This is a genomic window from Ciceribacter sp. RN22 (assembly GCF_024054295.1).
GTDB classification, from domain to species: domain Bacteria; phylum Pseudomonadota; class Alphaproteobacteria; order Rhizobiales; family Rhizobiaceae; genus Allorhizobium; species Allorhizobium lividum.
Genome location: NZ_JAMXLD010000002.1, coordinates 1299027 through 1313442, shown reverse-complemented (window position 1 = coordinate 1313442; position 14416 = coordinate 1299027). Strand labels below are relative to the sequence as shown.

13 protein-coding genes are annotated in these 14416 nt (G+C 63.5%); 7 read left to right on the top strand and 6 right to left on the bottom strand.

Annotation, left to right across the window (positions count from 1 at the left end):
• The first annotated feature begins 43 nt into the window (after window positions 1-43).
• From NHF53_RS21155 to lpdA, 4 genes are read left to right on the top strand one after another with little or no spacing between them, the layout of a single operon-like run.
• Window positions 44-1276: a 3-methyl-2-oxobutanoate dehydrogenase (2-methylpropanoyl-transferring) subunit alpha gene (locus tag NHF53_RS21155; RefSeq protein ID WP_112690893.1), complete on the top strand. Its 1233-nt coding sequence runs from the start codon at window positions 44-46 to the stop codon at window positions 1274-1276.
• Window position 1277: 1 nt separating this feature from the next.
• Window positions 1278-2291 (top strand): alpha-ketoacid dehydrogenase subunit beta, encoded by a 1014-nt coding sequence (locus NHF53_RS21150; RefSeq protein ID WP_114364802.1) that lies wholly within the window; start codon window positions 1278-1280, stop codon window positions 2289-2291.
• A gap of 3 nt (window positions 2292-2294) precedes the next feature.
• A complete protein-coding gene (locus NHF53_RS21145; protein ID WP_252835902.1) occupies window positions 2295-3575 on the top strand; it encodes a dihydrolipoamide acetyltransferase family protein in 1281 nt (426 codons plus the stop codon).
• Between the two features lie 5 nt (window positions 3576-3580).
• Window positions 3581-4981 carry a dihydrolipoyl dehydrogenase gene (lpdA, locus tag NHF53_RS21140; protein WP_252835901.1) on the top strand — a complete coding sequence of 467 codons (1401 nt, stop codon included), beginning with the start codon at window positions 3581-3583 and terminating at the stop codon, window positions 4979-4981.
• A gap of 27 nt (window positions 4982-5008) precedes the next feature.
• On the opposite strand, the gene NHF53_RS21135 is transcribed toward lpdA, so the two are convergent.
• The 6 genes from NHF53_RS21135 to NHF53_RS21110 all read right to left on the bottom strand — a co-directional run bounded on the left by NHF53_RS21135 (window position 5009) and on the right by NHF53_RS21110 (window position 10317).
• On the bottom strand, window positions 5009-5791 hold the full coding sequence (locus NHF53_RS21135) for an ABC transporter ATP-binding protein (RefSeq protein ID WP_252835900.1): 783 nt from the start codon (window positions 5789-5791) through the stop codon (window positions 5009-5011).
• Window positions 5791-6852, bottom strand: coding sequence for an iron ABC transporter permease (locus tag NHF53_RS21130; protein ID WP_252835899.1), 1062 nt, complete (start codon window positions 6850-6852; stop codon window positions 5791-5793). Before NHF53_RS21130 ends, NHF53_RS21135 begins: the two co-directional genes overlap by 1 nt.
• The gene (locus NHF53_RS21125) at window positions 6849-7955 is read right to left on the bottom strand and encodes an ABC transporter substrate-binding protein (protein ID WP_252835898.1); all 1107 of its coding nucleotides are present in this window, start codon (window positions 7953-7955) and stop codon (window positions 6849-6851) included. Before NHF53_RS21125 ends, NHF53_RS21130 begins: the two co-directional genes overlap by 4 nt.
• Window positions 7956-8054: 99 nt before the next feature.
• Entirely contained in the window at window positions 8055-8738 is a 684-nt protein-coding gene (locus NHF53_RS21120) for a helix-turn-helix domain-containing protein (RefSeq protein ID WP_252835897.1), read from the bottom strand.
• A 104-nt stretch (window positions 8739-8842) separates the two neighbouring features.
• Window positions 8843-9322, bottom strand: coding sequence for a hypothetical protein (locus tag NHF53_RS21115; RefSeq protein ID WP_252835896.1), 480 nt, complete (start codon window positions 9320-9322; stop codon window positions 8843-8845).
• Between the two features lie 56 nt (window positions 9323-9378).
• Entirely contained in the window at window positions 9379-10317 is a 939-nt protein-coding gene (locus NHF53_RS21110; protein WP_114364796.1) for a LysR family transcriptional regulator, read from the bottom strand.
• A 119-nt stretch (window positions 10318-10436) separates the two neighbouring features.
• Here NHF53_RS21110 and NHF53_RS21105 point away from each other — a divergent pair, with 119 nt between their 5' ends.
• The 3 genes from NHF53_RS21105 to tkt are packed head-to-tail and all read left to right on the top strand — an operon-like array spanning window position 10437 to window position 14394.
• Entirely contained in the window at window positions 10437-11486 is a 1050-nt protein-coding gene (locus tag NHF53_RS21105) for a class 1 fructose-bisphosphatase (RefSeq protein WP_114364795.1), read from the top strand.
• Window positions 11487-11501: 15 nt separating this feature from the next.
• Entirely contained in the window at window positions 11502-12374 is an 873-nt protein-coding gene (locus NHF53_RS21100; protein ID WP_114364794.1) for a phosphoribulokinase, read from the top strand.
• Between the two features lie 10 nt (window positions 12375-12384).
• On the top strand, window positions 12385-14394 hold the full coding sequence (tkt, locus tag NHF53_RS21095; RefSeq protein ID WP_252835895.1) for a transketolase: 2010 nt from the start codon (window positions 12385-12387) through the stop codon (window positions 14392-14394).
• Window positions 14395-14416: the final 22 nt, after the last annotated feature.

Here is a 14416-nt window from a genome sequence, read left to right as displayed (position 1 = left end):
CCCGGAGGACGGATGGTGTCGAGCCGACAAGGAGGAGAAAGGCATGAACGAGACGGTTCGTCTTAGCCTGCATGTACCCGAGCCGGAGGTCCGGCCCGGCGACCAGCCCGATTTCTCGAACGTCAAGATCCCGAAGGCGGGCTCGGTTCCGCGGCCGGAAGTCGATGTCGCACCGGAGACGATCCGCGACCTCGCCTTTTCCATCATCCGGGTGCTCAACCGGGAAGGAGAGGCGGTCGGTCCCTGGGCGGGTCTGCTATCGGATGAGGAACTGCTCGCCGGCCTCAAGGACATGATGCGCCTCAGAGCGTTCGACGCTCGCATGCTTATGGCGCAGCGCCAGGGCAAAACCTCGTTCTATATGCAGCATCTCGGGGAGGAGGCGGTGAGCTGCGCCTTCCGCAAGGCGCTGGCGAAGGGCGACATGAATTTCCCGACCTATCGCCAGGCGGGACTGCTGATCGCCGACGGCTACCCGATGGTCGACATGATGAACCAGATCTTTTCGAACGAGAAGGATCCGCTACGCGGCCGCCAGCTGCCGATCATGTATTCGTCGAAGGAACACGGCTTCTTCACGGTGTCCGGCAATCTCGCTACGCAGTTCGTCCAGGCGGTCGGCTGGGCCATGGCGTCGGCCATCAAGAACGACACGCGGATTGCGGCGGCCTGGATCGGTGACGGTTCGACGGCGGAGTCCGATTTCCATTCGGCGCTGGTCTTCGCCTCCACCTACAAGGCGCCGGTTATTCTCAACATCGTCAACAACCAGTGGGCGATCTCGACGTTCCAGGGCATCGCCCGTGGTGGCGCCGGGACGTTCGCGGCCCGCGGCCTCGGTTTCGGCATCCCGTCGCTCCGCGTCGACGGCAATGACTACCTCGCGGTCCATGCGGTCGCGCGCTGGGCGGCCGAGCGGGCCCGCCGCAATCTCGGACCCACGCTCATTGAATACGTCACCTATCGTGTCGGTGCCCATTCGACTTCGGACGACCCGAGTGCCTACCGGCCCAAGGCCGAGTCGGAGGCCTGGCCGCTCGGCGACCCGGTCCTGCGTCTGAAGAAGCACCTGATCACCCGTGGCTGCTGGTCGGTCGAGCGACATGCGCAGGCCGAATCCGAAATCATGGACGAGGTGATCCAGGCACAGAAGGAGGCGGAAAGCCACGGCACGCTCCACGCCGGTGGCAAGCCCTCGGTGCGCGACATCTTCGAAGGAGTCTACGCGGAAATGCCGACGCACATCCGTCGTCAGCGGCAGAAGGCGGGTTACTGATATGCCCAGAATGACCATGATCGAAGCCGTTCGCAGCGCCATGGACGTCTCGATGGGGCGCGATGACAACGTCGTCGTCTTCGGCGAGGATGTCGGCTATTTCGGCGGCGTCTTCCGTTGTACCCAGGGGCTGCAGGCGAAATACGGCAAGACCCGCTGCTTCGATACGCCGATCAGCGAATCCGGCATCCTAGGCACCGCTATCGGCATGGCGGCATACGGACTAAAGCCCTGCATCGAGATCCAGTTCGCCGATTACATGTATCCGGCCTACGACCAGATCACGCAGGAGGCCGCCCGTATCCGGTATCGCTCGAACGGCGACTTCACCTGCCCCATCGTGGTGCGGATGCCGACCGGTGGCGGTATTTTTGGCGGCCAGACTCACAGCCAGAGCCCCGAGGCGCTCTTCACCCATGTCTGTGGGCTGAAAGTGGTGGTGCCGTCCAATCCGTTCGACGCCAAGGGTTTGCTGATCGCGGCCATCGAAGATCCGGACCCGGTGATCTTTCTGGAGCCGAAGCGGCTCTACAACGGTCCTTTCGACGGTCATCACGAGCGACCGGTGACGCCCTGGTCGAAGCACGAACTCGGCGAAGTGCCGGAGGGGCATTACGCCATCCCGATCGGCAAGGCGGAGGTGCGCAGACCGGGTTCGGCGGCCACCGTTCTCGCCTACGGGACGATGGTTCACGTCGCCCTTGCCGCGGTGGAGGAGACGGGTGTCGATGCCGAAGTCATCGATCTGCGCAGTCTGCTCCCGCTCGACCTCGATACGATCGTGCAGTCGGTGAACAAGACAGGTCGCTGTGTGATCGTTCACGAAGCGACGCTGACCTCCGGTTTCGGTGCCGAAGTTGCGGCTCTGGTTCAGGAGCATTGTTTCTACCATCTCGAAGCGCCGGTGGTGCGTGTCGCCGGCTGGGATACGCCTTACCCGCATGCGCAGGAATGGGATTACTTCCCCGGTCCGGCCCGAGTCGGGCGCGCGCTCATCGAAGTGATGGAGGGCTGATCCATGGGTGAATTCACCATCAAGATGCCGGATGTCGGCGAAGGTGTCGCCGAGGCAGAGCTGGTCGAATGGCACGTGAAGCCCGGCGATCCGGTGCGCGAGGACATGGTGCTTGCGGCTGTGATGACCGACAAGGCGACCGTCGAGATCCCGTCGCCGGTCGCCGGCGTGGTGATCTGGGTCGGCGCCGAGATCGGCGACACGGTTTCGGTCAAGGCGCCGCTGCTCAGGATAGAGGTGCCCGGTTACGACGACGGGTCCTCCTCAGGAGAGAATGAGGGCGATTCTCCTGCTGCCGAGAATGCAAGCGCAACACCAACCGCCGCGGTTTCGCCGGCGGTCGAGGCGAGGGGAGCGCCAAGCACCTCCGGTACCGCTCCCGCGTCGCGTCCGTCTCCGCTGCCAGAATCGCAGAAGCCACTCGCCTCTCCTGCCGTGCGGTTGCGGGCGCGGGAGAGCGGGGTAGACCTGCGTCAGGTCGTCGGCACAGGCCCGGCCGGTCGGATCACGCACGAGGATATCGAGCTCTTTCTGGCTTCCGGCGCACCGCAACCGGCAGCGTCGCACGGCCCGGTCCGCAACACCCATGTCGAGGAGGTGAAGCTTACCGGCATGCGTCGGCGGATCGCCGAACGGATGACGCTTTCGGCCTCGCGAATCCCCCACATCAGCTACGTCGAGGAGGTCGACATGACCGACCTCGAGGAACTGCGCACGACGATGAACAGGGATCGCAAGCCGGACCATCCGAAGCTTACGATCCTGCCGTTCCTGATGCGCGCCATGGTGAAGGCGATCGCCCGCCAGCCGGAGGTCAACGCGACCTTCGACGACAACGCCGGCATCATCTCCCGGTTCGGCGCGGTACATATCGGGGTCGCCACGCAAACGTCGACGGGGCTGACGGTGCCAGTCGTTCGTCACGCCGAGGCTCGCAGCATCTGGGATTGTGCCGCCGAACTCACCCGGCTCGCCGAGGCGGCCCGTTCGGGCACGGCGCTTCGTGAAGAGCTGACCGGCTCGACGATCACGATCACATCCCTCGGAGCGCTCGGCGGCATTGCCACGACACCGATCATCAATCATCCGGAAGTCGCGATTATCGGCGTCAACAAGATGGTGGTGCGGCCCGTCTGGGACGGCAACCAGTTTGTGCCGCGCAAGATGATGAACCTCTCGTCGAGCTTCGACCACCGGATCATCGACGGCTGGGACGCCGCAACCTTTGTGCAGCGGATCAAGACGCTGCTCGAAACGCCTGCCCTCATCTTCATCGAGGACTGACAATCATGAAGGAAATTTCCTGCAAGCTCCTTGTCATCGGCGCTGGTCCCGGCGGTTACGTCTGTGCGATCCGGGCCGGTCAACTCGGCGTCGATACGGTGATCGTCGAGGCGGGAAAGCCGGGGGGCACTTGTCTCAATGTTGGCTGCATTCCCTCCAAGGCGCTGATTCATGCGGCGGAGGAATACGAGAAGATCCGCCAAATGGCGGAGGGCCGGAGTCCGCTCGGCATTTCGTTGCAGGCGCCACCGAGCCTCGACCTCGCCGCGACAATCGCCTGGAAGGACGGCATCGTCGGCCGTTTGAACAGCGGTGTTTCCGGTCTCCTGCGCAAGGCACGGGTGAAGATCGTCCAGGGGCGCGCTGCCTTCCGGGACGGCAAGACCGTTGAGGTACAGACTGAAACCGGGATGCAGGTGATCCGCGCGGAGATGGTCGTCATCGCGACCGGTTCCAAGCCGGTTGAGCTCCCCTTTCTGCCGTTCGGCGGACCAGTCATCTCCTCGACGGAGGCGCTCTCGCTCACGACACTTCCGAAGAGGCTGGTGGTGGTCGGCGGCGGCTATATCGGGCTCGAGCTTGGAACGGCCTTCGCAAAACTCGGAAGCGAGGTGACGGTCGTCGAAGCCACAGACCAGGTGCTTCCGCAATATGATGGAGAACTCGTCCGTCCTGTCCAGAAGCGCCTGCAGCAATTGGGGGTCCGCGTGCTGACGGGCGCGAAGGCGAAAGGCCTTTCCGGTCAGGGCGAGGCCCTGCTCGTGGAGACCGAGGACGGCAAGGAACATAAGCTGCAGGCCGACAAGATACTCGTCACCGTCGGGCGCCGGCCGAACACGGATATGGCCGGACTTGACGGGCTCGATCTCGATCGTTCTGGCGCATTCCTGCGCATCGACGACCAGTGCCGAACATCGATGCGCGGTGTTTTCGCCATCGGCGACGTCACGGGGGAACCGATGCTCGCCCACCGTGCCATGGCGCAGGGCGAGATGGTTGCCGAGATCGCCTCGGGGCTGAAACGCGGGTGGGACAAGCGCTGTATTCCGGCCGTGTGCTTTACCGATCCGGAGATCCTCAGCGCGGGTCTGTCGCCGGACGAGGCGCGCCGCAACGGTCTCGAAGTGCGGGTGGGACAGTTTCCGTTCAGCGCCAACGGCCGCGCGATGACCATGCTCGCAGAAGATGGTTTCGTGCGGGTTGTGGCACGCGCGGACAACAATGTCGTGCTCGGGCTGCAGGCGGTCGGCGCCGGCGTATCCGAATTGGCAAGCGCCTTCGCACTCGCCATCGAGATGGGCGCCAGGGTCGAGGACATTGCCGCGACAGTCCACGCTCACCCAACTCGTGGGGAAGCCCTGCAGGAAGCAGCGCTCAAAGCACTCGGCCACGCCTTGCACATTTGATCTGCCTGAGGGGTCGAGCGATCCGAGTTACTGCGCGGCATCCGACATCGAGCCAGTGGCGGAGACGCCGAGTGGAACGACGACCGGCAGGCCGGAGCGGCAGCGCAGCACCTCCGCCTCGATCTGGTAGATCGAGCGGATGGCCGGCAGCGTCAAAACCTCGGACGAGGTTCCGTGGGACACGAGCGCACCGTTGTGGAGCAGCATCAGGCTGTCGGCATGGCGGGCCGCAAGATTGAGATCGTGGATGGCGATCAGGACGAGGGCGCCGGTTCGTTTCGCGTAGTCCTTGAGGAGGTCCAGCACGCCGATCTGGTGGCGCAGATCGAGTGCGCTGGTCGCCTCGTCCAGAATGAGCAGGCGCGGCTCGCGTATGAGTCTCTGTGCGAGGAGCACCATCTGCTGTTGCCCGCCGGAGAGCGTGGTCATGGGGCGTTCGGCCAGATGGTCGAGGCCGAGGGAGCAGAGGATTTCGGCCGCAGCCGAGAGATCGTCCTCACCTACGTGCCAGCCGAGCTTTTCGTGGCGCCCGAGCAGCAGGACCTGCAGCACCGACAACTCCGCCCGCACAGCGCAATATTGCGGCATGAAACCGACGGCGGCGCGGTCGACGGCCTGTCCGTTCCAGCGGATGGAGCCCTTGTGAGGGATGTCGCCGGCGATTGCTCCGAGGAGTGTGGACTTGCCCGCACCGTTCGGTCCGATGACGGCGACGAGCTGGGAGGGAACGAGAGCGGCCGAGAAATGGCTGACGATCGTTGTTCGACCACGCTCGACAGCCACTTTGTCCAGTATGAGACCTTGCCGCATCAGACGCCTCCACGACCGCGCCGGGCGATAACGGCGAACAGCACGGGTACGCCGGCAACCGCCGTAATGATGCCGACCGGGATGACCGCACCGGGTGAGATGAGTTTGCCGAAGACCGAGGCTGCGACCAGCATCGTCGCGCCGGCCAATGCGGCCATCGGCAGGGCGAACCGGTGATCCTCGCCGACGGCCGCTCTTGCTGCATGCGGGGCGATCAGGCCGATGAAGCCGATCGTGCCGACAAAGGAGACTGCGGCTGCCGTCATCAGGGCAACGAGCAGGAAGGTCTTCGTGCGGAGGCTCTCCACGGATAGCCCGAGGCTTGCGGCATTGGCGTCGCCGAGCCGCAAGACCGTCAGCTTCCACGAGTCACGCAGCACGAAGGGCAAGACGAGCGCGAGCACCACGGAGAGAACTGCGACGCTGAGCCAGGTCGCCTTGAGCAGGCTGCCGAAGAGCCAGAAGACGATCTGCTGCAGGACCTCGGGTGAGGCGAGGAATTGCAGGAGAGATTGCATCGACTGAAAGAAGAAGAGCACGGCGATGCCGGCCAGCACCAGGATTTCCGGTGTCGCGCCGCGAAGCGATGCGATTGAATAGACGAGCGCGCAGGCGACAAGCGTCATCAGGAAGGCGGAAACCGGGACCACGAGAAGATCCGGAAGCGGCAGGAGCCCGCCGAACATGATCGCGAGCGCGGCTCCGAAACCGGCCGCGGCCGAAAAGCCGAGCGTGAAGGGGCTCGCAAGCGGATTGGAAAGAATGGTCTGCATCTGCAGCCCGCAGGTGCCGAGGCTGGCGCCGACGAGAGCGCCCATCAGCGTTTGCGGCATCCGCAGCTGCCAGAGAATGGTGGCGGCCATTGCATCGCTACCGTGCGGTCCGCCCAGCAAGGTGGCCCACACGGTCGAAACCGGCATCCCCGACGGTCCGGTCGCGAGATCGATGATCATGAAGGCCAGGAGGCTCGCGAATGCTCCCGCCAATGCTGCGAGCCGCAGAAGGGTTGCGCGGCGGTAACCGCCGCGCAACTTCTCGATCGCTGGTGCGTCCGCGGTCATTGACCCGGCGCCTGGTAGGGAAGGACGAAGACGCCGTCCGCCTTGATGGGCAGCCATGTCTCATAATAGTCCGCGAGGTTCTTCGCCGGGTGCACGTCCTTGAATGCCTCCGGATAGAGCTGTTTTGCTATGTACTGGGCGTAGACGTAGTCGGAGAGCGTCCGCGTGCCGCCGTGATAGATGGCATGCACATTGCCGGAGGCGACCGCCGGCAGTTCCGACCAGCCGGGACGACCGAGATAGGCCTTCATTCTCTCCCGCGCGACGGCCGGATCGGCGCCGAAACCGACCGAGACGGCCTGCGGCCTGTTCAGCCATTCCGAACCGGCAAGAAAGATGACGTCGGGCTTCTGGGTCAGCACATATTCCGGGCTGAGCGGTCCCCAGTTCTCGACCTGTCCCTTGGCGATGTTGAGACCGCCGAGCGAGTCGACCAGCGTGCCCCACATGCCGTTGCCATAGCTGTTGCCGACTTCCGAGGGTCCTTTCTGCGCAAGCTCCACATAGACCTTCTTGTTCGACGGACCGGCGGCCTTGATCCGTGCCGCGATGTCGTCCATCGCTTCCTTGTAGTTGGCGACGAGCTTTTCGGCCCTGTCCTCCGAACCCATGACCTTGCCCAGAATGAGGGTCGACTGGATGTGCTTCTCGAGCGTCTGGGCGTTGTAGTCCAGTGTCACCACCGGAATACCGGCCTGCTCGATCTGCCGCACGGTGTCGCCCATTGCGTCATAGGTCCAGGCGCCGAGGATGACGAGATCGGGCTTGGCGACGATGACCTTCTCGGCGGAGAAGGTACCGTTTTCGGCATCGCCTACGTCCGGGATGTCGGCGATCGCGGGAATGGCTTCGAGATATTTCTCGAACTGTTTCGGGCGCCAGTCCTTCCAGGTGGAAAGCGAAAGTGCGACGACCTTGTCCATCGCTCCGGGGCCGACGACGGCCAGATAGTCCTCGTAGTAGAAATTGAGAACGACGCGTTTTGCGGGTGCGGCGAGCGTCACCTCGCGACCTTTGACGTCCGTCACCTTGATCTCGGCCAGCGCAGGGCCGGCAAGGATCATCGCCAGCCCGGCGATCGCGCATTTGAGCAATGTCTTCATCAGAATAGTCCCCTGTGTTTGAAAGTAGTCACCGGCACCCGGCTTGATCCCGTTCCCAACGGGCGTTTCCCGCGTGCCGGATGGTGCTGCCGGCTATGTTCACATCGAGCGGCACGTGCTGCCGACGTCGGCGATCTCCATCAGCGCTTCCCGATCCAGGATCGTGACGATTTCCGGATGGTCGAAATCGATCACCCCCCCGCGTTTGAGCTGGTTGAGGCAGCGACTGACGGTCTCGACCGTCAGTCCCAGCCAATCGGCGAGATCGGCGCGGGTGAGATAGAGCGTGAAGGTCACACGACGGCGTTTCGGCGATCTCGACGTCCGCGCGAACTGGCAGGAAAGATCGAGAACCGCGGAGGAGACCTTTTCCATGGCCGTTTTTCGACCGAGGAGAGTGGCGTGTGCCTGCGCCCGCCGCAGCATGAGGTGTATCTCCTGCTGGGCCTCGGCCGGTTCCAGGTTCTCGTCCAGCTGTTCGATGTGGCTGTAGGTCAGGCTTTCTGCCGAGCAGGGATGGCTGTCGCCGAGGGAGAGGCCGAAGAGACGGCCGGGACCCAGGATGTCGACGATCTGCCGGCGACCGTCGCGCAATGCCTGCGATATCGCCACGCAACCGTCGACGAGACGGTATGCCGACGAACGGCGGAAACCCTCAAAGTAGATCGTCGTGCCGGGCGAAATGATCCGGCTTTGGGTGGAGCGCGCCTGCCGCGAGAACGGCATGACAAGTTCGGGCGGTGCCACGTGGGCCGCGTCCTTGGGAACGGAAATGTTGAGCATGATGGTGATTCCGGTCTTGGCCGGTCACCGCTCCTTCCGCCCATGCGGAGTCTTGGGGATCGCCGGCCATGTTGACGAAATCCGGGGCGCAAGCGCCACGGCGTTCAGACAACGGAACCGGCGGGAGGTGCTCTCGGGGCCGCGTTCGGCGGATAGATTTGGCGATAGAACGCCTCGTAGCGGACAGGGAGGACGGCTTCTCCAACCTGTCGCGGCGGCCGGTCTGTGACATCGGCCGGCAAGGGCAGGATGATCGAGGCGCTGATGATACAGGCCTCGCAGCCGGCGCCAAGGGTCGTCCCATGGTCATGGTCGCTGCTGCCCGTGGAGGGGAGGCAGAGTTCGGGAAGCGTACCATCCGGCAATGTGTAGGCGGCGACTTCCTGTGGCGACAGGTTGGCGAAGACCTCGGGAACCTTGTGGGCAAACCCGACAAAAAACAGCGCGAGTGTGCACAGAACGTGCAGCAGGCCGCGTGTCATCTTGTGTCGGTTCGCCATCGCCCGTGAATCCTCGGTTCCCGTCAGGGATACCGCATAGGCGGCCCCGAAGGCAATGGTGCTGCCTGCGGCGGTTTGTTCCATCACGACTCGTGAAGATGCGGAGCCGGGATGGCCGTCGGTGCGGCCCCTCGTCGATCTTATTCCGTGACTTCCGGATAAAGCCGGTTGAAGAAGGGCAGGCACTGTGCGCCGCGACGGCGCAGAAAGTCCTGAAATGCCGTCATGGCGGGTGACAGGGTGCGATCTGTGCGCATCACCGAAAACCACTGGCGGCGAATCGGCATGCCGATCACATCGAGCATCGTCAGCTTGCCGTATTCCAGCTCCATCGCGATCGTGTGGGCGGAAATGAATGCGACGCCCAATCCCGCCATCACAGCCTGCTTGATGGTTTCGTTCGAGGCCATTTCCGTGCCGAGTTCGTCGAGCTTGCCCGGGATCTCGCTCAGGAAGATTTCGAGTGAGATGCGGGTACCGGAACCACGTTCGCGGATCAGGAAGTGTTCCCGCGCGATCTCCTCCTTGGTGATTCCGCGCTTTTCGGCAAGCGGGTGATCGGGCGCCGCGACCATGACAAGCGGATGGTCCCCGAAGATCGATGAACTCAGCGGCAGGTCCTTCGGTGGTCGTCCCATCAGCGCGATATCGATCTCGTGATTCTTGAGGCTCGAAATGATCTCGGCCCGGTTGCCGATCGAGAGCGTTATCGAGATGTCCGGATGCTCCTTCTTGAAAGTTGCCATCAGGCGCGGTGCGAAATATTTGGCGGTCGACACACAACCGAGCGTCAGCGTACCAGCCCGCAGACCTTTGATCGCGTCGATCTCGTCATCGAGAAGCCGCAGCCGCTCCTCGACGGCGCGGGCGGCATCAACGAAGGCATATCCCGCAGCCGTCGGGCGCAGGCCCTCGTTCGTCCGGTCGAAAAGGAGCAGACCGGCCCCCTCCTCCACCTGTTTCAACTGGATGGTGATCGCCGGCGGGGTCAGTCCGATTGCGTTCGCAGCGCCGGCAATGGTGCCGTGCTTCAAAACTGCCTCTATCGCTCGCAAGTTTTTCAGGGTCAGATTGCGCATAGCGTTGAAGCTTAAATATTTTTACTCATGACGTAAATATAATAAATTTTACTAAGTTCTGCATCTCTGTTTCGATACCTCCATGCCCGACAAGAGGAGTGGGCGGGGAGGATAGGACAATGGTTCCGGCGACTTTAGACGCCTTTCTGAGTTCCTACACTGCAGGCGGAGACCCGCTGAGGATTGCGGTTTCCCAAACGGTTCGGCAGCTGGCGCTGACCGCCACGGCGATGCGCAAGACCATTAACCAGGGCGCACTCGGCAGCGCGTTTGCCGGCCATCGCGGACGCTCCAACAGCGACGGCGACGCCCAGAAGGACCTCGACGTTCACGCCGACGACATGTTCATCGAGGCGATGCGGCAGGCGCCGGTCTGCCTCTATGGCTCGGAGGAACTGGAACACCCCGTCGTCCTCGATCCGGGCGCACCGATTGCCGTTGCGATCGACCCGCTCGACGGCTCCTCGAACATCGACACCAACGTCTCGATCGGCACGATCTTTTCGATCCTCCCTGTGGTCGGTGAGCCGGTCAGCGAGCGACACGCCTCCTTCTTCCAACCGGGAGGCGTGCAGCTCGCTGCCGGCTTCTTCATCTACGGTCCGCAGCTCGCGCTCGTACTGACGGTCGGCAACGGTACGCACGTCTTCGTCTTTTCGTCCCGACTCGGGACCTTCATGCAGGCCTACGAGAGCGTGGTGCTCGCGCCCAAAACCCAGGAATTCGCGATCAATGCCGCCAATTATCGGCACTGGGACGAGTCGGTTCGTCTCTATGTCGACGACTGTCTCAAGGGAACGGAAGGTCCGCGAGAAAAGGAGTTCAACATGCGCTGGATCGCTTCGCTCGTCGCCGAAACCTACCGTATCCTGATGCGCGGCGGCGTGTTTCTCTATCCGGGCGACAGGCGCAAGGGCTATGGCGAGGGTCGTATCCGGCTCGTCTACGAGGCCAACCCGATCGCTTTCCTCATCGAACAGGCAGGCGGTGCGGCAACGGATACGGTCAATCGGATCCTGGATCTGACGCCGCAGAGCATGCACCAGCGCGTGCCGCTGGTCTTCGGCTCGGCGCGCGAAGTACATCGGATCGCCCGCTACCATACGGACCCGAGCTTCATCGGCGAGCGTGCGCCTCTCTTCAACAATCGCGGCTTGTTCAGGGCCTGACGGGAGGCGATGCGGATGTCGACCAAGCACCCGATCATATCGATCACCGGCTCCTCCGGCGCCGGCACGACCTCGGTGAAGCGGATATTCGAGCAGATCTTCCGGCGCGAAAACATCGAAGCGGCCTTCATAGAAGGCGATGCCTTCCACCGCTACGACCGCCAGGCCATGAAGGTGAAGGTCGCCGAAGAGCAGGCGAACGGCAATCCCAACTTCACCCATTTCAATGCCGAGGCGAACGAGCTCGAGCTTCTTGAACAGGTCTTCGACGAGTATTCCCGCCGCGGCTCTGGCCGGACCCGAACCTACATCCACGACGACGAGGAGGCTGCACAATACAATGCCCCGGCGGGCACGTTTACGGAGTGGCGGGAGTTCGGCCCGAGTGACCTCCTCTTCTACGAAGGGCTGCATGGCTGCGCGGTGACCGAGAAGGTCAATCTCGCACGCTTCGGCGACCTGAAGATCGGGGTCGTTCCGGTCATCAATCTCGAATGGATCCAGAAGATTCACCGGGACCGCGCAACCCGCGGCTACTCGACCGAAGCCGTGATGGATGTGATCCTGAGGCGCATGCCGGACTACGTCCGCTACATCACGCCGCAATTCACGCAGACCGACATCAATTTTCAGCGCGTACCGATCGTCGACACGTCGAATCCGTTCGTCGCACGCTGGATCCCGACGGCGGACGAATCCATGCTCGTCATCCGCTTCGCGAAGCCGCGGGGTATCGATTTTCCCTATCTGCTGTCGATGATCCACGATTCCTTCATGTCGCGGGCGAATTCGATCGTCGTTCCCGGCAACAAGCTCGATCTCGCCATGCAGCTCATTCTGACGCCGCTGATCCTGCAGCTGATCGAGCGTCGCAATCGCGCATCCTGAGGAGGAACCCATGCAAGAACGAGCCCTGAAGACGAGCCCCGAGCCGATGGAGGTGAGTGATCGCGACATGGCGAACGCCGTCCGTGCGCTGGCCATGGATGGCGTGCAGCGGGCAAATTCCGGTCATCCGGGAATGCCGATGGGCATGGCGGATGTTGCGACGGTCCTCTTCACGCGATTCCTCAAGATCGACCCCGCCCATCCCGATTGGCCGGATCGCGATCGCTTCGTCCTGTCGGCGGGGCACGGTTCCATGCTGCAGTATGCGCTGCATTATCTCGTCGGCTATCCGGACATGACGGCCGAGGAACTCAAGCGTTTCCGGCAACTCGGAGCCAGGACAGCCGGCCACCCGGAATACGGCCATGCCAGCGGCATCGAGACGACGACAGGTCCGCTCGGGCAGGGCATCTCGACCGCGGTCGGAATGGCGCTCGCCGAACGCCTCGCCAATGCCCGCTTCGGAGACGAACTCGTCGACCACTACACCTATGTGATTGCCGGCGACGGGTGCCTCCAGGAGGGGATCAGCCACGAGGCGATCGATCTCGCAGGCCATCTGCGGCTTTCCCGACTGATCGTGCTCTGGGACAACAATTCGATCTCGATCGATGGTCCGACGAACCTCTCCACGTCGATGGACCAGCTTGCACGCTTCACGGCCGCCGGTTTCGATGTTCAGGACGTCGACGGACACGACTTCGAGGCGGTCGAACGGGCGATTGCCCGCGCACGGCAATCCGATCGGCCGTCGCTCATCTCCTGCCGAACGGTGATCGGCAAGGGCGCTCCGAACCTGCAGGGTTCGGAGAAGACCCATGGCGCCCCGCTCGGAGAGGCGGAGATCGCGGCTGCCCGCGAGGTGCTTCAGTGGCCGCATGCGCCGTTCGAGGTACCGGAGGCGATCCTCGATCGCTGGAGCGAGGTTGCCGATCGCGGCGGAGAGGCCCGACGCCGTTGGTCGGCGCGGCTCGAGGCGTCACCTGAGGCCGAAGTCTTCCGGAGAACGCTGCGGAAGGAACTGCCGGACACGCTTTTCGAGGCGCTCGACGCTTTCCGCCGTGAGCATGTCGAGAAGGCGACCAAGGTTGCGACCCGCAAGGCCTCGGAAATGGTGCTCGGGGTCGTCAACAACCTCACCGACCTGACGATCGGTGGTTCGGCTGATCTCACGCATTCCAACCTGACGGTTACCAAGGGTATGGAGGATGTCGCCGCGAAGGACTTTTCCGGTCGCTACATCCACTACGGCATCCGCGAGCACGGCATGGCGGCCGCCATGAACGGATTGGCGCTGCATGGCGGGTTCATTCCCTATGGCGGTACTTTCCTGGTCTTTTCCGATTACGCCCGCGGGGCCATGCGGCTGTCGGCGCTGATGGGCCAGCAGGTCATCTATGTGATGACCCATGATTCCATCGGCCTCGGCGAGGACGGGCCGACCCATCAGCCGATCGAGCATCTCGCGATGCTGCGGGCGACGCCGAACCTCACCGTCTTCCGGCCCTGCGACATTGTCGAGACGGCCGAATGCTGGGAGATCGCATTGAGGCAGCAGGACCGGCCGAGCGTGCTGGTGCTTTCGCGCCAGAACCTGCCGATGCTGCGGCTCGGCCACAGCTCGACAGCCCCGGCTGCGCGCGGCGCCTATGTCTTGAGAGAGCCGGGGACGGCGCGGGACGTCACGCTGCTCGCCACGGGGTCGGAGGTGGAAATCGCCTGCGCCGCGGCCGAACGCCTTCAGGCCGATCACGGTATCGCAGCGGCAGTCGTGTCGATGCCGTCCTGGGAACTTTTCGAAGCGCAGCCGCCGGAGTACCGCCGCTCGGTGCTCGGCACTGCGCCGCGCGTGGCCATCGAGGCGGCGTGTCGCCTCGGCTGGGATCGTTACATCGGCGAAATCGGGGTCTTCATCGGAATGAACGGCTTCGGTGCGAGTGCGCCGGCGCCGGAGCTCTATCGTCATTTCGGCATCACCGCCGAGGCCGCGGTGGAGGCTGCTCGCAGGCTGGTGCGCTAGCTGGTCATCGTCGCCGCATGCA